General features: G+C 62.6%; 25 protein-coding genes and 1 pseudogene. 12 read left to right on the forward strand and 14 right to left on the reverse strand.

Annotated features, from left to right (window positions below; translation table 11 throughout):
• The first annotated feature begins 81 nt into the window (after positions 1-81).
• Positions 82-711, forward strand: a complete 630-nt coding sequence (locus tag BACI9J_RS19230) for a TetR/AcrR family transcriptional regulator (protein ID WP_159735779.1) — start codon at positions 82-84, stop codon at positions 709-711.
• 46 nt (positions 712-757) lie between these two features.
• Here the strand turns inward: BACI9J_RS19230 and BACI9J_RS19235 are convergent, their stop codons facing one another.
• The 4 genes from BACI9J_RS19235 to BACI9J_RS19250 form a co-directional block, all read right to left on the reverse strand.
• Positions 758-1,069, reverse strand: a complete 312-nt coding sequence (locus BACI9J_RS19235; protein ID WP_142936974.1) for an AzlD domain-containing protein — start codon at positions 1,067-1,069, stop codon at positions 758-760.
• Positions 1,066-1,818 (reverse strand): AzlC family ABC transporter permease, encoded by a 753-nt coding sequence (locus BACI9J_RS19240; protein WP_159735780.1) that lies wholly within the window; start codon positions 1,816-1,818, stop codon positions 1,066-1,068. Before BACI9J_RS19240 ends, BACI9J_RS19235 begins: the two co-directional genes overlap by 4 nt.
• Positions 1,815-2,249, reverse strand: a complete 435-nt coding sequence (locus BACI9J_RS19245; protein WP_159735781.1) for a DoxX family protein — start codon at positions 2,247-2,249, stop codon at positions 1,815-1,817. The genes BACI9J_RS19240 and BACI9J_RS19245 overlap by 4 nt, the downstream gene beginning before the upstream one ends.
• A 98-nt stretch (positions 2,250-2,347) precedes the next feature.
• Entirely contained in the window at positions 2,348-3,235 is an 888-nt protein-coding gene (locus BACI9J_RS19250) for a glycerophosphodiester phosphodiesterase (protein ID WP_159735782.1), read from the reverse strand.
• Positions 3,236-3,285: 50 nt separating this feature from the next.
• On the opposite strand from BACI9J_RS19250, the gene BACI9J_RS19255 reads away from it, so the two are divergent.
• Both BACI9J_RS19255 and BACI9J_RS19260 read left to right on the forward strand, forming a co-directional pair.
• The gene (locus tag BACI9J_RS19255) at positions 3,286-4,632 is read left to right on the forward strand and encodes a DUF445 domain-containing protein (RefSeq protein WP_159735783.1); all 1,347 of its coding nucleotides are present in this window, start codon (positions 3,286-3,288) and stop codon (positions 4,630-4,632) included.
• Positions 4,633-4,672: 40 nt separating this feature from the next.
• Positions 4,673-5,101 (forward strand): VOC family protein, encoded by a 429-nt coding sequence (locus BACI9J_RS19260; RefSeq protein WP_159735784.1) that lies wholly within the window; start codon positions 4,673-4,675, stop codon positions 5,099-5,101.
• Positions 5,102-5,166: 65 nt separating this feature from the next.
• Here the strand turns inward: BACI9J_RS19260 and BACI9J_RS19265 are convergent, their stop codons facing one another.
• From BACI9J_RS19265 to BACI9J_RS19275, 3 genes are read right to left on the reverse strand one after another with little or no spacing between them, the layout of a single operon-like run.
• Complete coding sequence (locus BACI9J_RS19265) at positions 5,167-5,973, reverse strand: biotin-dependent carboxyltransferase family protein (RefSeq protein WP_159735785.1); 807 nt, start codon at positions 5,971-5,973, stop codon at positions 5,167-5,169.
• Positions 5,974-5,977: 4 nt separating this feature from the next.
• Positions 5,978-6,727, reverse strand: coding sequence for a LamB/YcsF family protein (locus tag BACI9J_RS19270; RefSeq protein WP_159735786.1), 750 nt, complete (start codon positions 6,725-6,727; stop codon positions 5,978-5,980).
• A complete protein-coding gene (locus BACI9J_RS19275) occupies positions 6,711-7,529 on the reverse strand; it encodes a hypothetical protein (RefSeq protein ID WP_159735787.1) in 819 nt (272 codons plus the stop codon). The genes BACI9J_RS19270 and BACI9J_RS19275 overlap by 17 nt, the downstream gene beginning before the upstream one ends.
• Before the next feature lie 198 nt (positions 7,530-7,727).
• Here BACI9J_RS19275 and BACI9J_RS19280 point away from each other — a divergent pair, with 198 nt between their 5' ends.
• The 3 genes from BACI9J_RS19280 (at position 7,728) to BACI9J_RS24470 (ending at position 9,710) form a co-directional block, all read left to right on the forward strand.
• On the forward strand, positions 7,728-7,895 hold the full coding sequence (locus BACI9J_RS19280) for a hypothetical protein (protein WP_201296622.1): 168 nt from the start codon (positions 7,728-7,730) through the stop codon (positions 7,893-7,895).
• A 61-nt stretch (positions 7,896-7,956) separates the two neighbouring features.
• Positions 7,957-9,273 (forward strand): MFS transporter, encoded by a 1,317-nt coding sequence (locus BACI9J_RS19285; protein ID WP_159735788.1) that lies wholly within the window; start codon positions 7,957-7,959, stop codon positions 9,271-9,273.
• Between the two features lie 95 nt (positions 9,274-9,368).
• Positions 9,369-9,710 carry a DUF6855 family protein gene (locus tag BACI9J_RS24470; RefSeq protein ID WP_442858661.1) on the forward strand — a complete coding sequence of 114 codons (342 nt, stop codon included), beginning with the start codon at positions 9,369-9,371 and terminating at the stop codon, positions 9,708-9,710.
• A gap of 3 nt (positions 9,711-9,713) precedes the next feature.
• Here the strand turns inward: BACI9J_RS24470 and BACI9J_RS19290 are convergent.
• Both BACI9J_RS19290 and BACI9J_RS19295 read right to left on the reverse strand, forming a co-directional pair.
• Positions 9,714-10,556: pseudogene (locus BACI9J_RS19290) on the reverse strand (glutaminase); the annotation flags it as partial.
• 46 nt (positions 10,557-10,602) lie between these two features.
• Positions 10,603-10,983, reverse strand: coding sequence for an META domain-containing protein (locus BACI9J_RS19295; protein ID WP_159735790.1), 381 nt, complete (start codon positions 10,981-10,983; stop codon positions 10,603-10,605).
• Positions 10,984-11,373: 390 nt separating this feature from the next.
• Between BACI9J_RS19295 and BACI9J_RS19300 the strand changes: the two genes are divergently transcribed.
• On the forward strand, positions 11,374-11,649 hold the full coding sequence (locus BACI9J_RS19300) for a hypothetical protein (protein ID WP_159735791.1): 276 nt from the start codon (positions 11,374-11,376) through the stop codon (positions 11,647-11,649).
• Positions 11,650-11,676: 27 nt separating this feature from the next.
• Here BACI9J_RS19300 and BACI9J_RS19305 read toward each other — a convergent pair whose 3' ends face one another.
• A complete protein-coding gene (locus tag BACI9J_RS19305; protein ID WP_159735792.1) occupies positions 11,677-12,414 on the reverse strand; it encodes a GAF and ANTAR domain-containing protein in 738 nt (245 codons plus the stop codon).
• 136 nt (positions 12,415-12,550) lie between these two features.
• Here BACI9J_RS19305 and BACI9J_RS19310 point away from each other — a divergent pair, with 136 nt between their 5' ends.
• Positions 12,551-12,760, forward strand: coding sequence for a hypothetical protein (locus tag BACI9J_RS19310; RefSeq protein WP_159735793.1), 210 nt, complete (start codon positions 12,551-12,553; stop codon positions 12,758-12,760).
• Between the two features lie 97 nt (positions 12,761-12,857).
• Positions 12,858-14,669, forward strand: coding sequence for a thiamine pyrophosphate-requiring protein (locus BACI9J_RS19315; protein WP_159735794.1), 1,812 nt, complete (start codon positions 12,858-12,860; stop codon positions 14,667-14,669).
• Positions 14,670-14,693: 24 nt separating this feature from the next.
• Here the strand turns inward: BACI9J_RS19315 and BACI9J_RS19320 are convergent, their stop codons facing one another.
• Complete coding sequence (locus tag BACI9J_RS19320; RefSeq protein WP_159735795.1) at positions 14,694-15,953, reverse strand: helix-turn-helix transcriptional regulator; 1,260 nt, start codon at positions 15,951-15,953, stop codon at positions 14,694-14,696.
• 137 nt (positions 15,954-16,090) lie between these two features.
• Between BACI9J_RS19320 and hxlB the strand changes: the two genes are divergently transcribed.
• Entirely contained in the window at positions 16,091-16,687 is a 597-nt protein-coding gene (gene hxlB / locus BACI9J_RS19325; protein ID WP_159735796.1) for a 6-phospho-3-hexuloisomerase, read from the forward strand.
• 74 nt (positions 16,688-16,761) lie between these two features.
• Positions 16,762-17,385, forward strand: coding sequence for a 3-hexulose-6-phosphate synthase (gene hxlA / locus BACI9J_RS19330; protein WP_159735797.1), 624 nt, complete (start codon positions 16,762-16,764; stop codon positions 17,383-17,385).
• A gap of 70 nt (positions 17,386-17,455) precedes the next feature.
• Here the strand turns inward: hxlA and ilvD are convergent, their stop codons facing one another.
• Positions 17,456-19,318, reverse strand: a complete 1,863-nt coding sequence (gene ilvD / locus BACI9J_RS19335; RefSeq protein ID WP_159735798.1) for a dihydroxy-acid dehydratase — start codon at positions 19,316-19,318, stop codon at positions 17,456-17,458.
• 86 nt (positions 19,319-19,404) lie between these two features.
• Here ilvD and BACI9J_RS19340 point away from each other — a divergent pair, with 86 nt between their 5' ends.
• On the forward strand, positions 19,405-20,232 hold the full coding sequence (locus BACI9J_RS19340) for a helix-turn-helix transcriptional regulator (RefSeq protein WP_159735799.1): 828 nt from the start codon (positions 19,405-19,407) through the stop codon (positions 20,230-20,232).
• Between the two features lie 12 nt (positions 20,233-20,244).
• Here the strand turns inward: BACI9J_RS19340 and BACI9J_RS19345 are convergent, their stop codons facing one another.
• Both BACI9J_RS19345 and BACI9J_RS19350 read right to left on the reverse strand, forming a co-directional pair.
• Positions 20,245-21,195 carry a cation diffusion facilitator family transporter gene (locus BACI9J_RS19345; RefSeq protein ID WP_159735800.1) on the reverse strand — a complete coding sequence of 317 codons (951 nt, stop codon included), beginning with the start codon at positions 21,193-21,195 and terminating at the stop codon, positions 20,245-20,247.
• A 96-nt stretch (positions 21,196-21,291) separates the two neighbouring features.
• Positions 21,292-22,839, reverse strand: coding sequence for a family 43 glycosylhydrolase (locus BACI9J_RS19350; RefSeq protein ID WP_236558769.1), 1,548 nt, complete (start codon positions 22,837-22,839; stop codon positions 21,292-21,294).
• Positions 22,840-22,850 lie beyond the last annotated feature (11 nt).

A 22,850-nucleotide genomic window follows, 5' to 3' on the forward strand; every position in this document is an offset into this window, starting at 1 on the left:
TTTCACGTACCGGTTTGTCATATAAGAACGTACTCCCGCGTAACAACAGAGCAACGGCGCTCCGTTGCTACCCTGACAAGCATGGAACAGCCCTCTGAACGCAAGCCCCTCAGGGCAGACGCCGCACGCAATGTGGACAAAATCATTACCGCCGCCCGGCAGTGCTTCCGGGAACACGGCCCCGAAGTGCCCCTTCAGACCATCGCGGCCACCGCTGGAGTTGGCCCGGCAACACTGTTCCGCAACTTCTCGGACAAAGAGCAGTTGGTGCTCGCAGCACTTTCACGTCAACTCCGGTTGCACGTGGACCCGGTGGCGGAGACTGCCCTGGACGGCATGGACGCCGCCGAAGGGCTGATCAACGTGATCGACGCCGTGGTGAAAGTCGCCAGCGACGACGCCAACCTCCTGGACGCAGTGGCAGGCAGACGCGGACTCCTGGTGGGCATCACAGGTGGACTGATCGGATCCATGGCCGTTCTTCTGGAGCGCGGCCAGAGGCAGGGCTCCTTGCGGCGCGACATCACCATTGAGGACATGGTCCGGTTGCTGGCCATGCTGATCGGCGCCGTGGACACCATGGAGCCGGGATCCGAAGCTTGGAAGCGTCCCGTCGCGCTGATCGAGGATGCGATCCGCACGGAGCGCCCGTCCCGGCCACTTCCGGAGCAGTCCGGCATCCCCGGGATGACGTTCACGGAAGCCGTCTAAGCTTCAACTCGCTGACGCTCGCCGGTCCCAGCGGCCGCGCTGCCCGCTAACCCCAGCCCAGCAGCCGCAGCAATGCTGCGGCTGCTGCCCCCGAAATGACCACCACAAGGAACGGCGCACGGAGCCAAAGTGCGACGGCGGCAGCCACCAAGGCGCCCATCCGGGCATCAAGGACCAGGCCTTGTCCTGACGCTACGGCGTTCACCACCGTTAAGGACGCCAACAGGCCAATGGTCATGGTGCCGGCCACGTGCATGATCCGCGGGCTCTCCAGCAGTTTTGCGGGCACAAAATAGCCCACCAGTTTGGTCAGATACGCCAGCGCGCAAGCAATGAGAATCCACAGCCAAAGGTTCATTTCCTGCCCCCGTGCTGGTGCTTCTCCGCGTAAGGATCCACGTCCGGTTCCAATCCCTCATCCATGCGGGCGTGGCTGAACCAACCGATGACCCCGGCCACCACTGCCGCCACCAGAATCGGCACACCCGAGGGGACGAACGGCACCGCCAGGATGGTGGCCAGCGCGCAAGCACCCGCAATGGCCCAAGGTTCCCGGCCCTTCAACCGGGGCCATAGCAAAGCGAGGAACGCCGCCACCGCAGCCCCGTCCAAGCCCCACTGCTTGGGGTCACCCATGGCGTCGCCTGCCAGCGCACCGATGGCTGTGAAGACATTCCATAAAATGAATATTCCGATTCCAGCCGTCCAGAATCCGCGGCGTTGCTCGTCGGGATCGGACTGGCCGGACGCCGTCGCCGTTGACTCATCGATGGTGACGTGCGCGGAAACGTAACGCTTCCACCCGCCGGGACGGAGCATGGCGTTGATCTGCATCCCGTATATGCCGTTCCGGAGGCCCAGCAGTGCGCTGGCTGTCATGGCCGCAACCCCGGAACCACCGCCTGCAACGACGCCGATGAAGGCGAACTGCGAACCTCCGCTGAACAGAAGGAGGCTCAGGACCATCGTCTGCCAGAAATCGAACCCGGACGCCACCGCCAGGGCACCGAAGGACACGCCATACAAGCCCGTGGCAATACTCAGGGACAAGGCCACCTTGAATGCCGGGGATTCCCGGAGCTTCAAGGGAGCCGGCGTGCTGCTCATTTCCGCAGGCTCCACGACCACAGGATGAGCGGAATCTGCAGGGGCAGACGGACCGTGTGAATTCGCCTCTCGGCCGCTGTTCCCTTGGGGCCGTACGCTCGTCGAAGGGCATCTATATGCCCGGCAAGGAATGCAGCGAACATCGCCGTGGTGGCGTCCGCAGCCACCTTACGGGTGGCGGGGATCAAGAAGCCGACGCCGACAGCCACCTCAAGCAGGCCCGACGTGGCGATCCATTCCTCGCGGGACATTACTGCCAAAGGACCATTGGTACGACTCCCGGGCTCATCCATACGGCACAGGTAATCCGGCACTACGGGGTAGTAGAACCTGGGCGTCCGGAAGTGCTTCGCGGCGCTGGCCAGCAGCAGCGCGCTCAGAGCTACTGCAGAGGTGGTTCGGGTTGCTTGTGCTGACCAGCGAAAAGACATGAGACCACTCAATCACAAGCGCGGTGGCCCCCAAAGCCGGACCCAATTGGGGGACAGCACTTGTTCCAATGAGCGCCCAGTGGAACGTTTGCTGTCCCCTAGTTGGACACCATTAACTGCGCGAGCACCTGCGCGGGCTTGTTGGTGGTGATCTCGTGGATGCCAAGCCCTTGGCAAAGGGCCACGTCCTTCTCCGAGTCAACAGTCCATACCCGGAAGACGCGGCCCGATTCCAACCACCGCTGAACGTTGCGGGCATGCTCCCTGATGTAGTCGATGCCCGGGCCGGCGATGTCTACTTCACCGGCGTCAAGTACCCTTTCGGCCTCGAGCTGGGTTGCCCGCATAACGTTTGCTACGGCGCCGCCAGTCAGGAAACCGAGGCCGAGCTCCTGGCGGATCTCCTGAACAGTGAAGTCGTCCACCAACTGGCAGATGTACTCCTTGGGCACGCTCTGCAGCAGACGTTGAACGGAATCTGTATCAAAGCTCATAAAGGAGACCCTGATGTTCTCCAGCCGTGACTCCTCAGGTGTCCAGCCCTCTTCTTCCAGCAGGGCAAGAACACGGTCCTCCAGTTTCAGTCCATAAGGGCTGGGGTGCTTGAGTTCAATGGCCAACCCGATATCACGCCCCGCGGCACGGAGGATATCCAGCAGCTCCGGCAGGGTCAGGAGCTGGTCAGCTACTCCACCATAGGCATCCGGAATCCGGGCGCCCTTCCACGACGAAAAATCCAACTCCCGGAGCTGCTCCAAAGTGTGCTCAGCAACAGGGCCTGTGCCGGTGGACGTCCGGTCCAGGTTCGCGTCGTGCAGCAGCACCACATGCTGGTCCCGGGTCAGGTGCACATCGCACTCCACACCGTCGGCGCCGTCGGCAATGGCCTTCATGTAGGCGGCCCGGGTGTGCTCGGCAAAGGCTGCACTGGCACCTCGGTGGGCGTAGACCTTGGGCCGGCTTGGGGCGTAGTCGTCGCTAGTCATGCAGACACGTTAGCCCACCCCGCTGCACGCTCGGGGGCTACGCTGGGCTAATGCAGGTGAACTCTGAACAAATCCCAACCGAAGACGTCACCAACCCCACTCCCAGCTATGGCGCCGCACCCTCACGAAGGGCTTCCGCCGTCATCGAGCCCTCGGCCGGAGACATGGAAAGAGCGGCAGCGTTGCTCCGCATGAAACGGCTGGCCCTGGCGTTGCTGATCGCCATGGCGGTGATCTTCACGGTGGCATTCGCGTTCCAGAAGCAGTACCCGTGGCTTGAATACGTCAGGGCGGCGGCAGAAGGCGGCATGGTGGGTGCGCTGGCCGACTGGTTCGCGGTGACCGCCCTGTTCAAGTACCCCATGGGCCTGAAAATCCCGCATACCGCCATCATTCCCCGCCGCAAGGATCAGATCGGCCAATCTCTCAGCGACTTCGTCGAGAGCAACTTCCTGTCCCAAGAGGTTGTGCAGGACAAGTTGTCGAGCATCGATATTGCCCGCAAGGCCGGACGCTGGCTGGCTGCGCCCGGTGGTGCCGAGCGCGTCGCCAAGGAAGGCGGCGCTGTTATCCGGGGCGCCTTTACTGTGCTGAACGACGACGACGTGCAGGCAGTAATCGAAGGCATGGTCCGCAAACACCTGCTCACCCCGCCGTGGGGACCACCCGTGGGCCGGATGGCTGAACGGATCTTTGCCGACGGACACCACCACACGTTGGTTGATCTCCTGGTAGACCGCGCGGCCGACTGGGTGGACGCCAACCACGCAACAGTGAACAGGCTCGTCTCGGACCGCTCTCCCTTGTGGGTGCCCACGTTCGTTGATGGCCTGGTGGGCGACCGCGTCTACGTGGAACTCTCAAAGTTTGTTCGCGCCGTACAGGCCGACCAGAATCATCAGGTCCGGCAGTCCATTGACGCTTACCTCGCAGATCTGGCCCAGGACCTGCAGCACGATCCTGCAATGATCGAACGCGCCGAATCCATCAAGGCCCAAATCCTCGGCGACCCCGAAGTCCGCGAACTGGCGTCCCGCACGTGGGGAACGGTAAAAACTGCGCTGCTCAACGCCGTGGACGATCCGGACAGTGAGCTGAGCCGGCGCTTCAAGAGCGCCGTCCGCGACTTCGGCACCCGCCTGGTCAATGACGACGAACTGGCCGGCAAGATCAACACCTGGATTGGCGATGCTGCCGGGTACCTGGTGAATACCTACCGTTCGGACATCGCCGGCGTCATCTCCGATACCGTGGCCCGCTGGGATGCTGAGGAAACCTCGCAAAAGATCGAGCTTCAGGTGGGCAAGGATCTCCAGTACATCCGCATCAACGGAACGGTGGTGGGCGCTCTGGCCGGCTTGGCAATCTTCACGGTGGCGCATCTGCTGTTTGGCTGAGGCACTGGAGCTATCCAACGCGCCTTGGTAGCTTCAACGCATGGCTATCAAACTTGAGAACGTCGGCATCGCGGTCCGGGATCTTGAAGAAACGATCGCCTTCTTCACGGATCTCGGCCTTACGGTATTGGGCAGAGACACGGTCAGCGGAGAGTGGGCTGACACGGCGGTTGGGTTGGACGGCAACCACGCGAAAATTGCGGTGCTCCAAACCCCGGATGGCAATGGCCAGCTTGAACTCTTCGAATACCTGCATCCGGACGCGATCGAGACCCATCCGACCCTTCCCAACGAGATCGGTATGCACCGCGTAGCTTTCTCGGTTGACGACATTGACCACGCCTTGGAGATTGCCGCCAGGCACGGCTGCCACCCGCTGCGTGGTGTGGCCAACTACCAGGACGTTTACAAACTGACCTACCTGCGCGGTCCCAGCGGGATCCTGGTGATGCTGGCGCAGAAACTATAGGGCTGGCAGCGAAGGCACAGATAGTTCAGTGCATCTGCGAGGATCATGCAGCTGTTTCCTGCTGATCAGCCCAGGAGGTGCACCATCTGCCCGGGCCTGGCTTGGCCGACCAGGTCCAAGTCCTCGTCGCGGACCACTGCGATCACTGGCGACTCGGCAGTATCCGGGTGGCCCGCCAGAGCTACGACGGGAAGCCCCGACGGCGGCAGCAGGACAGCGCCCGACACCAGCTGTCGGGCTTGGCGTGCTTCAGCGGCGGCATCGCCGGGACCAGGGACAGCATCAAGGGGCCGGCCGGAGAGCCGAGCACCTGCCCGATCCGACTCCGGCGACAGAATCCAAGGTTCACTGGTCAACCGAAGCCATGTACCGGCGTCGAAATTCTGTGCTTGAGGCCCAGGCGAGACCCTCACAACCACGGGACGCTGGGGATCCAAAGCCCGCCGGGCGGAATGGTTCGCCTCGGGGAAGGCATGGCCGTGCGGCCGTCCAAAAGACAGAGCCGCACCAGCCCGCAGTTGCTCGGTCAGTGGAGTCTCTGCCTGCCGGATTCCGCCCTGGACCCCGACGTAGTAGCGGAGACCAAACAAGGCACGGCCGAACTCAAGTACTGCGCCGGGAGGGACGCGCACCGCTTTGTTCAGTGGAAGTTCACTACCGTTGAGCGTGACCAACCCCTCGGCGCCGGTGACCGCCACGGCCGAGCCTGTCACGAACCGCAGCTTCAGCCCGCCCAGCAGCACCTCAAGTCCGGCAGCAGAGTCCGGGTTACCCAGCAGGCTATTGGCCAAGTGCATGGACGCTCGGTCCAGTACTTGCCCAGGAGCGAGAACCATGGTGCTGGCTCCCGGCTCCACCACTACCGCGCTCACAGGCTTAGGCGAACGCTTCAATCTCGACGCCGGCTTTCTCCAAGCCCTCGCGAACTGCTGCAGCCATGTTCACCGCACCGGGGGTATCACCGTGGATGCAGAGGGAATCGGCCTGCACGGGCACCACTGTTCCGTCGATGGCCAGTACTTCCTTGCGCGTTGCCAGCCGCACGGCCTGGGCTACAACGGCCTCCGGGTCATGCAGCACCGAGCCTTCCTGGGTGCGCGGTACCAACGTTCCATCCGGCAGGTAGGCGCGGTCCACGAAGGCTTCGCGGAAGACGGGGTGCCCGGATTCCTCAGCAAGCTTCAGCCACTCCGAGCCCGGCAATCCCAGGACCGGCAGGCCAGGATCGTAAGCGTGGACAGCCGCCACTACGGCTTCGGCCTGCTCAGCGTCCCGGACGATCCTGTTGTACAGCGCGCCGTGGGGCTTCACGTAATCCACGGAAGCTCCCACCGCATGGGCCATTCCATCCAAGGCACCAAGTTGGTAAAGCACGTCCCCGAACAACTCGTCAAAGGTCATGTCCAGCGAGCGCCTGCCGAAGCCGGCCAGGTCCCTGTATCCGACATGGGCGCCCACACGGACATCCAACTCGAACGCCGCACGGCAACTGTCCAGCATGGTGAGGGGATCACCGGCGTGGAAGCCGCAGGCCACGTTGGCGCTGCTCACGATGCGGAACATCGAGGCGTCGTCTCCCATGGTCCAGGAGCCGAAAGACTCCCCGAGGTCAGCGTTCAGATCCACTGCTACCGCCTTCCAGCGTTGTGTTTTTCAGGATGTTTTTGGGCGCGTTGGGGAGCAGCTCACCAGGAACCGTATCCGGGAGCGGGCCGAAAGCTTCCTTTGCGGTGGACACCACGGCACGGCCCATCATCAAGTTGCCCGCACCGCCCACTACGGCGCCCACACCGAACGGCAGGGCACGGCCGATAAAGGCGGAACCTTGCCGTTTCAGGAGGTTCTTCAGGAACGCGCGCTGGATGGAGTCGCGGATAACACCGAATCCACTCCCCGGAATCTTCTTGGTGAGCGTCCGGCCCCACGCGTTGGTCACGCCTTTGCCGCGCCCCAACGATTGCCCGCTGAGGGCGCCAAGCATGGACGTGCCTTCCTCTCCCAGCATGATGGCCATGACCATGGTTTGCGCACGCTCGGGATCTGTCAGCCGGATCCCGTGCAGCTCTGCCAGGGACGACGCATAGAGTGCAGTAGTTTCCAGGAAGCCCACGGTTGCGAGCGCGGATAGCCCCAGCGACGCCGCGGTTCCAATACCAGGGACGACGGCGGTAGCACCTACCGCTGCGCCTCCCCCGGAGATGGCCAGCAGGTAGTGGCGTTCCAGTTTGGCGGCAAGCTGCGCCGGTGAATCATGGGGGTGCCTGCGTTGGAGCCGGCGGAGGTTGGCCAGGACCAGGGGCCGTTGGACTTCCACAGCTTTCAGCAGCACGTTGTGTACTCCGGGCTTGGCGTTGCCTTGGGCGTCAAACACTGCGTTGTGGGCTGTTTCCTGGGCGATCTTCACCGCCGGGTTGGGGCGCTTGGGCATCTTCACCTCTCCTTGGCAGTTAGTCGTTTTACGGGGAACTGCTGGCTTCAGCCTATGTCACGCCGTCGCCTTGCGAGAGCCGTTGGAGGCCGTATGTGGACAGTATTCCGCGGAGAGCGGACCCCATATTGGCCATACCCGGGCGTAAACTGGGGTGCACTCACGGAAGCAGTCCAAGCAAGGACAGGAGTAACCGTTATGAATGCCTCAGACAAGAATGAAGATGCCGTACGGCACCACACCGACGCCCCTGCGGAGGGTGAACCTGAAGGCTGGGTACCGCAGGATACCGGCTTGCACAGCCAGGACCCCGCAGAAGGTGCGGACACCGACGACGACGACGCACCGCCGTCGGGCGCTGCATAACGCACAGCTTTAGCATCAGCGGGCCTTCCACGGCATTCAGGCCCAGGCTTAGGGTAGTGGGATGGCCTCGCTGAGAGCGCTGCGTCCCTTTGCGCACCGGGAATTCCGTGTGCTGATTTCCGCGCTGTCCATTTCCATCTTCGGATCCGGAATGTGGGCTGTGGCGATGGTTTATGAGGTGATCCACCTCGGTGGCGGCCCCCTGGAACTGTCCTTGGTGGCCACGGCAGCCAGCATCGGCTTGGTGGGTTTCGTCTTGGCGGGCGGCATCGCGGCCGACCGATTCCCGCAGCGAATCCTGATCATCGCAGTGGAGGGCGCCAACCTGGCGGTCATCGCCTCCATCACAGCTCTTGCCCTGTTCAACGTCATTGAACTGTGGCACCTGGCTGTGGGCGCTTTTGTCATCGGCGTAGGCCAGGCATTCTTCTTCCCGGCCTACTCGGCCATGCTTCCCCGCATTCTGCCCGCTGATGACCTTCTGGCCGCCAACGGGCTGGAAGGAACAGTGCGGCCGGTGTTGCAGCAGGCGGCCGGCCCGGCAATCGCGGGAATTCTTGTGGCAGTGTTGTCCCCGGCCCATGCTGTGGCTGGTGTGGCCGTTTGCCACTTGCTGGCGTTCGGGATGGTCAACCTCCTGAGCCGCCAGGCGCCCGGTGATCCTGCCGTGGGTGGAAATGGCCCGGACACTGCGGCAACCGGCAAATCATCCCTCTTCAAGGACCTCCGGGAAGGTTTCAGCTACACAGTACGCACACCGTGGCTTCTGTGGACCCTGATCTGGGCCTGCCTGTCCGTGCTTTTCCTGATCGGTCCCATCGAGGTCCTGCTGCCGTTCGTGGTCCGTGACCAATTGGGCGGCGACTCGAGGACGTTCGGTTTCCTGCTGGCAGTCATGGGTGTTGGCAGTGCCGCCGCCGCGCTGGCCACGGCAACGGTCCGCCTTCCCCGGCGCTATCTCACCGTGATGGTGGTGACGTGGGGGCTGGGCAGCCTGCCGGTAGCTGCAATCGGATTCATGGACAATTTCTGGGTTCTTGGTGCCGCCATGCTGATCTTCGGTGCCACCGAAGGAGTCGGCATGGTCATCTGGGGAACCCTGCTGCAACGGAGGGTGCCACGGCATTTGTTGGGCCGTATCTCCAGTCTGGACTTCTTTGTTTCGTTGGCCTTGATGCCGGTATCCATGGCACTCGCCGGCCCCATGGCCGAGGTGGTTCCCATCTGGCTCATCTTCTTCATAGCCGGCTTGGTGTGTCCCATCATGGCCTTCGTGGCACTCTTTGCAGCACGCATGATGACCGATGAGATAGAGAATCCGTTGACTTCCAACACCATGGGTTCTGAATCTGCAGACACACAGCCGGACTCTGTGTAGCGTGTCCACTACCTGAGGAAGGACTAACCATGGCCGCTGGCACCATAGACGATCCCTGGCAGCTCACCACTCCCCCGGGCTCTTCGGACTACATCATGTACAGGGACGAAGCCGCGGATCCGCCGGCCATTGTCTGCAAAGTGGGGTCCACCAAGCTGCTGTACCAGCTCCGCGCCATCGAGGACCTGCACGCGTGGCTGGTGGCCCAAGGCGATTGGGTGCCCCTGGGCGCCGCCGACGAAGGCAAGGAAGCCGCCCCCGGAACGGTGGAGGCCTGGGGTCGCAGCGAGGACAATCCCGTGGGTGGCTGGTACGGGCTCCGCAAGGGATACCGTGGGCGGTTCGGGATGTACATGCCGCCACTGCTGGAAGCACTGGGGTTGGCCGAGCTCACCCATGAGAAGCGGAACAACACCATGCGGGCGGTCAAGAAGTAGGGGCGGCGCGTGTGCTTGGGACGCGAAGATGTTCAAGCCAAGTACCCGTGACAGATAAGCCGTGGCTTGTTGGCCCCGGACGCTGTTGCCTGCAGGGTCCAGCCGGGGCGAAAACGCGCCGATTCCTGCTTTGCCGGGTGAGACTGTCAGCAACCCGCCGGACACTCCTGATTTGCCCGGGAGCCCGATCTCGAACAACCACTCACCGGAGCGCTCATACAGCCCGTTGGCCGCAAGGACGGCGAGGGTGTCCCGGCATACTTCCGCTGAAACCACCCGTTTTCCCGTCACCGGGTTGACCCCGCCGTCGGCCAGGGTGGCACCCATGATGGCGAGATCGCGGGCGCTCACCCGCAGTGAGCATTGTTTGGTATAAACATCGACGACAGCCAGCGGATCCCGCCCGATCCTTCCGTAACTTTCCAAGAGCCTGGCAATAGCCCGGTTACGGGTATTCGTGGCGGCCTCGGAGCGGTAGACCTCATTATCCAGCGCCAGGTCACGGCCCGCGAAGGCAGAGAGCCCCGACTGGACGGCTGCCCACTGCTCGTCCGCAGTGGTGCCCGGCATGAGTGCGTACACAAATGCTTTGGAGATGGACTGGATGGAGAACTCCACATCGGCGTCGCCAGCCACATGGACCCCGCCGTCTACTCCCACCACACAGACGCCAAAGAGATCAGGGTCAGCGCGCGCCAGAACTGGAATGTAGTCCGCCACGTCGCCGTCCTGGCAGGTACGGTTCCGCTGGAGGGATGCAGCTACCAGCGAATCCACCTGATCCCGGCCGGGCAAAGTACCGGTAGAAACTGCCTGTTCCACACCCTCAACATTTGAATCCACCAGGGTTCCCCCAGATTCGTTGAAAGGCCCTGCCCCGAACGTCTTTCCCTCATTTGCCGGGCGCGAGTGTCCCTATCCCATCCCCGCCTTGGCCGAACACCGCTAACTTCCCGTCTTCCTGAATCTTGGCCGTCGAAGCATTGGAAAGCCAGGTGTCCACACCTTCGCAGGCCATGCGGGTGGACGCGAAACCGCCGAACGAGATGGTCTTGCCGTCCTCTTTCCACGTCCCCATGAGTCTGTTGCAGCCGTCCGTTCCCGTGGCACGGCCATCTGATGTGAGGTCCAGGGACGGTTGTTTGGTGTCTCCGGTGTTACCCCACACGCCAACGAAAGGGCTGGTGCCGCTTCCCGCGCATCCTGCCATCAAGGCGGCCGCAACCACCGCAAGGAAGACAGCGTGCAGGGTGCGGTTCCGCGTGTGCGCCATGCGGTCAGTCTAGGTTTACAGGCCTCAGCCGTCTACGGGATCGTGCGGTCGGTCGCGACTCAGACGACCGACCGCACTTGCCCGGTTTGCGCAGTGATGGCGCCCCGGGCGGGCCCCAGAACCCGCCACACCCACCACTGCCAACTCCGTCGGCGAACCGCAACGCGGCCGAAAAGGGCAACGGCGCTGTACGCGATTCAACGACTTGGGCACTGACTATGTGCTCTGACCTGCGGAAACGTGACGCGGACTCAAAAGAAATATTTCTGCCTGTTGCCTTGTGCCAAGGCAATACAAGAAAGCACCGTCGATCGGCGACACTTTTCGGCTTCTCAGAACACTCATAAGCAGTAGGAAAAGTGGCAACTGACGTCCCGCAGGAGCAAGAGAATGAAAATAACCCAAGGCCCCACCTTCGCAACCACTCTGTCGTTGACAGAGGCTTCGGACATCCATCTTCTGTTCATGGTTGCTTTGGTCGCCTTCGCAGGCATCGCCGGTATGAGTACCATCGGCCTGCTCCTGCTACTCACACCGCTGGCCGCCATCTTCATGGGACGCACCAAGCCCCGAAGGGTAGCCGGCGCTTCCACTCACCCGGCAGCAGAGCCCGACGACGACTCCCGGCCGCCGTCGTCATTCAGCGGCGGCGACCAAACAGCCTAGGGCTGCTGGAAACCGGGGTGCCAAAAATTAGTCGTCAAAGCGCAGTTGATTGTCATTGCTGCCGCTGAGGTTGGCGATGATTTCTGACGCTACGGCATGCAGTTTTTGGTTCCGGTGGCTGGAGGCTTTGGTGAGCACGCTGAATGCCTCGTCCTGGCTGCAACGGTTTTGGGCCATGATGACGCCGCAGGCGAGGTCAATGACTGTCCTGGAGGACATCGCGGTCTTGAGGTCTGCGTTGAGTTGCTCCACGGTTTCCACCCTGATGGCCAGGCGCAAGGTACTACCCGCGACGTCCGCGAAAGCGGCAGCCTCGGCGATGACAGCGTCCGTGAAGGTCCCTGCCGTGGGTGCGAAGAAGTTGATGACCGCTTGAGATGTCTCACCCAGGTCCATGGGAACACCCAGGGCACTCCGCACGCCCTCAGCGGCCAGTGCGCTGCTGTAAAGAGGCCAGTTGGTATCCGTGGCAACGTCGGCGAGGAGCATGGGACGCCCGGCATCCAAGGCTTCCAGGCAAGGACCTTGCTTAAGTTCCTGCTCAATCTTGTCCAGATACACGGCCCTCTCACTGCTGCCCGCAACAGTGGCGGTCCGTTTGCGACGCCGCAAGGTCAGGGCGCAGTCGATGTTTTCACCGGCTACCTTGCTCATGGCATCGCAGGCGAAGCCGGTTACCCCATTCAAGATTCCGTGGATGTCGGAACTACCGACCACCAGCTCGTGCAGGCTTCTGATGTGTTCGGCGCTTCCGGTAGGTTCCATGAGCCTAATCGTAGGAACACTTCGGCTTCCCGTCACCCATTGCCCCGGAAAGCGAGCAGAAGGTACAGTTTCAAAAGTAAGTAACCTGATAAATTTACTCCGAGAGCGACCCGCCGCTTGCAACGGGATACCTGCCATGGAAGATCCACGTAGAACAGCGCGAAACCTCATACGGAACAGGACCATCGATCTTGAAGATCTTTGGATCAGGTACTGGGCTCAAGGCGGAAATGCCCCCGTCTTCGAGCTCGATGCCTACGTCTTTGAGATCCAGGAACGGCACCCCTTCGAGTTGCGGGTCTTGTCATGGGCGCTCGAAGATCTGGGCGTCGATACACCACTCTGAACAGACATCCTCCTCATACACCACCCCGCGTGGCGGATAGCTAAGCATGCTTACTATGGTTCAAGCCAGATACTCACCTACTGACGAGGAGCCAGGCATGACACAGCGAACCGTTTCGGACCTCATGGTGGAGCGACTCCAAAACTGGGGCGTGGAGCGTGTCTACGGATACAGCGGCGACGGCATCAACGGTTTCATGGGGGCCCTACGCCGCTCGCTGGACAAGATCGAATTTGTCCAAGCCAGGCACGAGGAAGCCGCGGCCTTCATGGCCGTGGGACATGGGAAGTACACCGGCGGAGTGGGCGTGGTCACCTCCACGCAAGGTCCCGGCGCCGTCCATCTGCTCAACGGCCTTTACGACGCCAAGATGGACAGCGTCCCCGTCGTGGCGATCATCGGACAGCAAAGCACCACGGTACTGGGCTCCGCCTACATGCAGGAGATTGACCTGCTGACACTCTTCAAGGACGTGGCCGCCCAGTTCGCCCAACTGGCCAGCTCACCGGAGCAGGTCCCCATGTTGATCGACCGCGCCTTCCGCACAGCCCTTGAAACCAAGTCCCCGTGCGTGGTGATCGTTCCCCACGACATCCAGACCGCCGAGGCTCCTGAACTTGAGCAGGAACACGGAATCGTGGTCACTGCACCCCTCTGGCATCCGGCCCGCGTCATGCCCCGCGACCAAGAGCTGGATGCAGCGGCTAAGATCCTCTCCAAAGGTGAACGGATAGCGCTGTTCGTTGGGCAGGGAGCCCGAGGCGCCCAAAAGGAAGTGGTGGCGTTGGCCGAAAAGCTCGACGCCGGAATCACCACCAGCCTGCTCGGCAAGCCTTACGTTGACGAGACACTCCCCAACGCCGTGGGCACCATGGGCCATCTGGGCACCACTGCCAGTGCGTTTCTGTTGGAGAACTGCGACACCCTGCTGATCATAGGTTCCAACGATCCCTGGACCGAGTTCTACCCGAAGCCCGGCAGTGCCAAGGCTGTGCAAATTGACATCGACGGCCGCAAGATCGCTAACCGCTACCCCGTGGAGGTGGGCTTGGTGGGCGACGCTGCCGAAACCCTCACGGCACTTACAGCACGTCTTGAAGCTAAGGAACAGCCTTCTCGCAGCATCTGGCGCGCCGATGTGGAAGAACAGGTCCGCGCGTGGGACCGGCTCTCAGAAGAACGCGCCAATGTACCTGCCGAGCCAGTGAACCCCGAACTGGTGGTGCGCGAGCTGAGCGGCCGGCTCCCCGGCAACGCCCAGTTGAGCATCGACGTCGGCAGTTGCGTTTACTGGTACGCACGCCAGTTGATCCTTCCGCCCGGAGTCCCGGCCCACCTGAGCGGAACCCTGGCCAGCATGGGGTGCGCCATCCCGTACGGATTGGCGGCGAAACTTGCCCATGCGGACCGCCCCCTGGTTGCCCTGGCGGGTGACGGGGGAATGCAGATGCTGGGCGTTGCCGAGTTGATCACGGTGGCTCACCGCTGGCGGGACTGGGCTGATCCCCGCTTTGTGGTCTGTGTTTTCAATAACCGTGATCTCGCCGAGGTCTCTTGGGAACAACGGGAGACCGAGGCTGAGCCCAGATTCCCGGACAGCCAGGAAATCCCGGACTTCCCCTACGCTGCGTACGCGGAGCTGCTGGGCTTGGCGGGAATCCGGGTGGAGGACCCCGCCAAGCTCGGCGACGCTTGGGACTACGCTCTTTCCGCGGATCGTCCGGCCGTTATTGAAGTGCTGACGGATCCGGATATCCCGCTGCTGCCGCCCTTCCCCGCCGGAGCAGAAAAGCTGGAGGGCATGCGGTCTGCGCTGGCCGGGGAAGGCGCCGAGGGTGAGCACGCACTGAAGTTGCTGGACACCTATGCGGAGGGCGAGAGCCGGCTCCGTGACGGCACACGGAAGTAGGGACAGCGAAGTAGATACCCCCTGCTACCGGAGTCCTGCCGAGTGGGCCAAGGCAATCGCCTCGGCCCGGGAACGCACGTCGAGTTTCCGGAAGAGGTTCCGGATGTGAAACTTCACGGTGTTTTCGCTGATGTGGAGAGCCCCGGCGATGCTCCGATTCCGCTGCCCTGCAGTGAGTAACTGCAGGACTTCCAATTCCCGGGGTGCCAGATCCCAGACGGCAACCTCACCGACTGGCGCCGCAGGCGGATCCAGCGGCAACACCACGGAAATATCCGCGCCCCAGCCCTGCATCACCTCAAGGGACATCCGCCCGTCAACAGCCAGCACCCGCTGCTGCAGGCGGGCAATGTTGGGCGAGTCCGGAGTGAGTGCCCCAAGACCGTCGTCGCGCACGTTGATCAGCAGGTTTTCACCGTCACAGTCCCACTGTGCGCGCACGCGGCGGACGTCCGGCTGCTCGGCGATCGCCAAAACAAGCCCGCGAACAACGGCGCGTGCAGCGTGTGCAACTTCGCCAGGGAGTGCCCGCCCGTTGGCGGGCGGCTCGATGAATTGAATATCAATATTGCTGAAGTGCATCAACGGCCGAAGGTCCTCGCGAAGCCGCTCGAACGCCGTCGCCACCGGTTCCTCCACCAGATCGCTGGTACGGTCGCTCACCGTCCGCAAGTCCACCAAAGCCTTGACGGCGAGGTCCGTCACGGAGGCGCGTGCGGCGGCGTCGTCCAGGGAGGTTGAGCGCAGGGCTGCGAGCAGGGTTTCAAGAGTTGTGGAGTGCTGGTCGATCAGCTCGGCCGTCACACGGATCCGTTCGGCGGATGCCGCCCGTGATTCCAAGAGGTACGACGGCGGCGCGTCGGTTACTTTCTCCTGGATGCGTCGGGCGGTTAATCGCCAAAGATAACTGAGCAGACGAAGAGCCTCTTGACTTTCCGATCCCTCAGCCAGGTAGGGCTCGGTCAGGACGAGAAGCGCCTGGCTGGGTGCGTAGCCCAGGGCAATGACTTCCCGTTCCTCACCGGCGATGAGCGCAGCAGTACGCCACGGGTCCTCGCCCTGCATTGCCAACCTCAGACGGTCCAGTTCTGTGATGGATACACGGCTGACGACGCCTTCGTCGCCCGCCTTCTTCTGCGGCCGCCCAGTGCAGTCCTCCGTAAAAATGACCAAGGCCTTGTGCGGGATCAACGGAAGGATGGCGTTGCGGAGGGATTCGGCAACGCGGTTCAGCGGCGCGGCAGCAAGATCGCTGATGGAGTGGAGGAGGGCCCAGTTCTGCATCCGGTCAGCATACGCGCCGGCACGAGCAGGAACTACCCGAACGGGTGGGAAATGCCATCCGAAAACAGCGTTCCACCCACCCTTGAACTGCACCAAGCTGGGAGTGAAGCAAAACTACGGCATGTGAAGGAGTGGGTATGGACGCCATAGTAGAAAAGTCCTCAGTGAGCGAAACAGCGGCGCAGGCAGCCCTTAACCTGTCACTGATCCAGGACGAACTCGCGGGCACCACCAACGCAATCGACGTGCAGCAGTTGGCAGTCCTCGCAGACAGGATCCGAGGGGCGGACCGCATCTTCCTGGCCGGCGCCGGCCGCAGCGGACTGGTTCTCCGCATGGCAGCCATGCGCCTGATGCACTTGGGCCTCACGGTCCATGTTGCCGGGGACACCACAACCCCTGCCATCGCCTCCGGCGACCTCCTGTTGCTCGCATCCGGTTCAGGGACCACCTCCGGCGTGGTCAAGGCGGCGGAAACAGCCATCGCAGCCGGCGCGGATGTAGCTGCGGTGACCACCAACCCGGGATCACCCCTGGCCGGCCTGGCAGATGCGTTGGTGATCATTCCTGCCGCGCAGAAGACCGATCACGGCTCCGGCCTTTCGCGCCAGTACTCCGGCAGCTTGTTTGAGCAATCCCTCTTCCTTGCAACTGAGGCGGTGTTCCAAACCCTCTGGGAGAACACCAATGAGCCTGCAGAAAGTCTCTGGTTGCGGCACGCCAACCTTGAGTAGCTCACCAGACTTCACCACCCCGAACTGCATCAATCCCAAAGCAACAAAACCTTCCACAAGAAAGCAGAAACCCTATGAAACTTCAGGTAGCACTGGATCTCCTCACCGTCGAGGACGCCCTTGAACTGGCCGGTAAAGTGGCCGAGCACGTGGATATCATTGAACTCGGTACGCCGCTTATCAAGGCTGCCGGCCTCAGCGCGGTGACCGCCATCAAGGATGCCCACCCCACCAAGATCGTCTTCGCAGATATGAAGACCATGGATGCCGGCGAGCTCGAAGCCGATATCGCCTTCAAGGCGGGAGCCGATCTGGTTTCGGTTCTGGGCACCGCCGATGACTCCACCATTGCCGGTGCAGTCAAGGCCGCCAAAGCGCACAACAAGGGCATTGTGGTGGACCTGATCGGTGTGGCGGACAAGGTGACCCGCGCCAAGGAAGCCCGGACGCTGGGTGCCAAGTTCGTCGAGTTCCACGCGGGCCTGGACGAGCAGGCACAGCCTGGTTACAACCTGCGCACCCTGCTCAACGCAGGCGAGGAAGCACGCGTCCCGTTCTCAGTAGCTGGTGGCGTGAACGCCGGAACCATCGCGGCCGTGCAGCTGGCGGGCGCCGACGTCGCCGTTGCAGGCAGTGCCATCTACAGTGCTGCAGATCCCGAGCTGGCAGCGAAGGAACTGAAGGCAGCCATCAACTGATTCATCCCTTCATGCAAACGTCGACCTGCCCATCCGGGCAGGTCGACGTTTTATTGACCTTTAGAGGCCTTTAGAGGTTTTCCACCAGCGAGACGTCGCGGACAGCACCCTTGTCTGCGGACAGCGCCATGGCGGCGTAGGCGCGCAAAGCGGGAGATACGTGGCGTTCGCGGTCCTTGGGCTTGTACCCGCCGTTGACCTCAAGCTTTTCGCGGCGTTCGGCCAGGATCTCGTCGGAGACCTGCAACTGGAGGGAGCGCTGCGTGATGTCGATGCTGATGATGTCGCCGTTCTCCACCAGGGCGATCGCGCCACCGGAGGCAGCCTCCGGGGAGATGTGTCCGATGGACAGGCCTGAGGTACCGCCGGAGAAGCGACCGTCGGTGATCAGGGCGCACTTCTTGCCCAGGCCGCGGCCCTTGAGGAACGAGGTGGGGTAGAGCATTTCCTGCATGCCAGGTCCACCTCGGGGGCCTTCGTAACGGATGACCACCACGTCGCCTTCCTTGATGGTCTTGTTAAGGATCTTTTCCACGGCTTCGTCCTGTGATTCGCAGACAACCGCCGGACCTTCGAAGACCCAGATGGACTCGTCCACGCCGGCGGTCTTCACCACAGCACCGTCCACTGCTACGTTGCCGCGCAGCACAGCCAGGCCGCCGTCCTTGGAGAAGGCGTGCTCCACAGAGCGGATGCAGCCACCCGCGGCGTCGGTGTCCAGGGAAGTCCACTGGTTTGACTGCGAGAAAGCGGTGGAGGAACGGACGCCACCGGGAGCCGCGTGCCACAGCGCCTGCGCCTCTTCGGTGGCTTTGCCGCCGCGGATGTCCCAGTCGTCAAGCCAACCGTCAAGGTCCTCCGAGTGCACGGAGTGGACGTTCTTGTGCAGGAGGCCGCCGCGGTTCAGCTCACCCAGCAGCGCTGGGATGCCGCCGGCACGGTGCACGTCTTCCATGTAATAGGTCTTGTCACCGGCCACGTTCGGGGCCACCTTTGCCAGGCACGGCACCTGGCGGGACTTGGCGTCCATCTCGGCAAGGCCGTACTCCACGCCCGCTTCCTGGGCCGCTGCCAGCAAGTGCAGGATGGTGTTGGTGGAGCCGCCCATGGAAATGTCCAGGGCCATGGCGTTGTCAAAAGCCTCGGCAGTGGCGATGGAGCGCGGCAGCACGGAGTGGTCGTCGTCGTCGTAATAGCGCTTGACGAGCTCGACGACGGTGGCACCGGCCTTCTCGTACAGCGCCTTGCGCGCGGTGTGAGTCGCCAGCACCGAGCCGTTGCCTGGAAGGGCCAGGCCGATTGCCTCGGCGAGGCAGTTCATGGAGTTGGCGGTGAACATACCGGAGCAGGAGCCGCAGGTGGGGCAGGCGTTCTCTTCAATGAGGTTGATGTCTTCATCAGAGATGGATTCATCCACGGCGTCGGAAATCGCGTTCACCAGGTCCAGCGAGCGCACGGAGCCGTCAGTCAGGGTCACGCGGCCGGCCTCCATGGGGCCGCCGGAGACGAACACCACAGGGATGTTCAGGCGCAGTGCTGCCATGAGCATGCCCGGGGTGATTTTGTCGCAGTTGGAGATGCACACCAGGGCGTCGGCGCAGTGGGCGTTGACCATGTACTCCACGGAGTCGGCGATCAGGTCGCGGGACGGCAGGGAGTAGAGCATGCCGGAGTGGCCCATGGCGATTCCGTCGTCCACTGCAATGGTGTTGAATTCGCGCGGCACAGCGCCGGCGGCCAGGATCGCGTCGGAGACGATCCTGCCCACGGGGGCCAGGTGGGTGTGGCCGGGGACGAATTCGGTAAAGGAGTTGGCCACGGCAATGATCGGCTTGCCGATGTCCGTGTTGGCAACGCCGGAGGCACGCAGCAGTGCGCGGGCTCCGGCCATGTTGCGGCCGTGGGTAACTGTTCTGGAGCGAAGTGCAGGCATGAATACCATCCTGCTGTTGTTCTACGCCCGGTGGAAGACGGTGTTGCTACTAGTAGTGAAAGTACCAGAGTAATAGTGTTGGGTGAGTGAAAGATGAGAGGCGCAAGGAACTGGGACTGTTCCTCAGGACCCGCCGAACCCAAGCCCTTCGCTCGGACTACGGCCTGCCGCCGGTGGGTCGTTCCCGCGAGCGCGGCCTTCGTCGCGAGGAGATCGCGTTCCTCTCCGGGGTCAGCGTTACTTGGTACACGTGGCTTGAGCAGGGGCGGGACATCAGTCCATCGCGGCAGGTCCTTGAATCCATAGCGCGGGCCCTCCACCTGTCCGACACCGGTTTGGGTTACGTCCTGTCCCTGGGCGGCTATTCATCCGCTCAGCCAGCCGGTCCGGTGGCAGCCGATGCTCCCGCCCATGTGCAGCGGCTCCTGGACGCTTTGGACCCCAACCCCTCCTACGCTTTATCCCCGGATTGGGGGATTGCCGGGTGGAACCGCGCCTATGAGGCGCTGTATCCGAACATTGGAACGTTCGACGCCGCCGACAGGAACCTTTTGTGGCTGGTCTTCACTGACCCCTATATCCGCGATCTCCTTCCCGATTGGGATGTCACCAGCAAGCGGTTTTTGGCGGAGTTCAGGGCCGAAACCGGGCAGCGCCTGGGTGACCCGGATGTGGAGTACCAGGTGCAACGGCTCAAGGAAGCCAGCCCCGAGTTCCAGGAGAGCTGGGACAGATACGACATCCTGGGTTTTGAGTCCCGCGAACGTCAATTCCACCACCCTGCGGTTGGTGTGCTGCAGATGGAGCATCATCAGGTATCGCCTTCGGACCGGCCGGACCTGCACATTGTGGTGTACACCCCTGCTCCGGGAAGTGACGCCGGGGAGCAGATGCGGCGCCTGATCGGGGCTTAGGACGGTTTCCCGCTATGGAGACAAAGCGGTCTCGTCCGAGGTAGCCAGTGTCAGCACGGCCTCTTCCACGGTCTGGTGGTCCTCCAGTTCACGTTCGATCCTGCGCAGGGCCACGGCCACTTCGTGTTCCGGGTGATCGCCTTGCAGGTCCACAGCCGCCACGAGGTACAGCTTGCGGGGACCCACAAATTCCAGATGGAGATAGGTGAGCCGGGCGATGTCCCGATGTTCCAGGAGGCGCCGCGCCATGGAACGCTCAATGTCCGGGGTGACGCCTTGACCCACCAGGAACCGTCGGTTGCGGTCGATCAACACGACGGCAACTATCGCCAGCAAAACGCCAACGACGATCGAACCCACGGCATCGGGCAGGGGTGAGCCTGTGATTTGATGCAGGAACACGCCGAGGAATGCCACCACCAAGCCGATCAATGCGGCAGCATCCTCGGCAAACACGGCGCGCAGGGTGGGGTCGGAGCCCACCAGGACCTGCTCCAGGGTACGGCGTTCCAGTTCCCGGGCTGCTTTGCGTGTCTGACGGAAAGCCTGCGCGAAGGAGAAGCCCTCCAAAACAAAAGCCACGGCCAGCACCACGTATGCGATGGTGAAGTCTGAGGCGGGCTCCGGCTCAATGATCTCCTGGATGCCGTGCATGATGGACACCACCGCTCCGGCGGTGAAGAGCCCGAACGCGGCAAACATGGACCACACATATGCTTCGCGTCCATATCCCATGGGATGCTTCTGGTCCCGCGGACGCTGGGAACGACGCTCCGCCACGAAGAGGAACACCTGGTTTCCGGTGTCAGCCCAGGAGTGCGCCGCTTCTGCCGTCATGGAGGCAGAGCCCGTCAGGGCGGCCGCCACGGACTTGGCCGCGGCAACCAGCGCGTTCGCCACGAACGCGATGATGACGGTCAGCAGGGTGGAGCCGGAATCTGCTTGTTTCTGGGATGCTGCCATAGGGAAACCGTACCCAACCACTGGCGGAAGATGCCCCGGCGTCGGGTAATTTCCTGTGGCGACCGCCAGCGGTTGGTTTCTGGCCTTTCCTCTGGGCTAGTCCCCCAGGGCACGGTAGGTGAAGTTCCTGAACCGTACTTCCCCCGTCCCAACGGCGAACAGTGCCGGGCGCAGGCTGAGGAGTTCGTCCGCGGTGTTTGTGTTGTAGCCCTCCACGTTGAAACGGAGGCCGTGCCTGGTCCAGTCGCTCCCGTTCAGGCTGTAGTACTGGGTGACTATGTGGTTGTCGTTGACTATTCGCAGATGCAACGTCTGAGCAGAAGGCGCAGGTTCACGCCAATACGGGATGGCCCTGCCGGCACGATAGCTGGTCATGTGGCCGCCGTCGTGACCCATGCCGCAAAACAGGCGATCGCTGTAATACAGCAGCAGACCGCCCTGGGCGCCGTCAATGAGGTCCATCTCCACCGTGATCTCATAGCGACGATCGCCGACGATGCACGTTAATGGCGAGCTGTCAGAGGGTCCTGACCCGCGGGCTTCCAGCACCAGTCCGTCGTTAAAGGATGCCCGAAGATACTCGTCCTTGGAGGGGGCGTGAAAGGACCACTGGGTTCCAAAGCGTTGGGTGGAAAAATCGTCGGACAACAGCATTCCGTGGCTCTGCACTTCTGCGGGCGACCCGGGAGGCAGGGGTACCGCCAGTGGCAAGGACAGGTCTCCCCCGCCTGCCCTCGGCCATCCGTCCTCGTCCCATGCGATGGGCTCCAGGAGTGTCTGCCGGCCGAGGGTGGCGAACCCTTTTTCGTAGCCGTGATAGATGCTCCACCATTGGCCGTGGGGGCCCTCGAACAAGGTGGCGTGTCCCTTGCTCCACCACGGTTCATTGGCATCCCATGTCCTGATAATCGGGTTGTGGGGGCAGTCCTCCCATGGCCCGTTAATGGAGCGGGACCGCGCAACGGTGACCATATGCCCGGTGGGCGGACCGGAGGTGCCTCCAACCGCCGTCGTGAGGTAGAACCAATCGCCCCGGCGGGTCAGTTTGGGCCCTTCCAGTGCGTAGGCTTCAACCACCCAGTCCTCGGGATAGCGCCAGCCGTCGTAGGCGTGCTCCACTGCTCCATTGGTAGCCAGTCCATCATCGCTGAGCCGGACCCGGCTGACTCCGCTGAGGAACAGGTAGCGGTTGCCGTCCTCTCCCACCACGTGCCCCGGATCGATGTGCCCTTCAATGCCCAGGTTGATCGGTTCGCTCCAAGGTCCCGCCATGCTTTCGGCATGGATGACATAGGTCAGCACAGGCGCAGTGGGGTCCGGGGAGATGGCCGTGGGAATGATCGGTATGTAGATGAAGTACCGGCCGTCCACTTTGCACATGTCCACCGCAAACACGCAGCCGATGGGCGTGGACAGGGCCGGTCCCAGCGGTTGCCAGTTCAGGAGGTCCCGTGAGTGCCAGATGATGAGTCCGGGTGTGGACTCAAACGAGGAGAAGGTCACGTAGTAGTCATCGCCGTCGCGAAGGATGGCCGGGTCCGGGTGATCCCCTGCGAACACCGGGTTCACGTACGTGCCATCGCCAAGATCGGCCCGGCGCTGGCCCTCCAGGCTCACAGCGGGCGGCATTGTTTGGTGCGTCATAGTTCCAGTCT

This window comes from Arthrobacter sp. 9V (assembly GCF_902506065.1).
Lineage (GTDB): Bacteria > Actinomycetota > Actinomycetes > Actinomycetales > Micrococcaceae > Arthrobacter.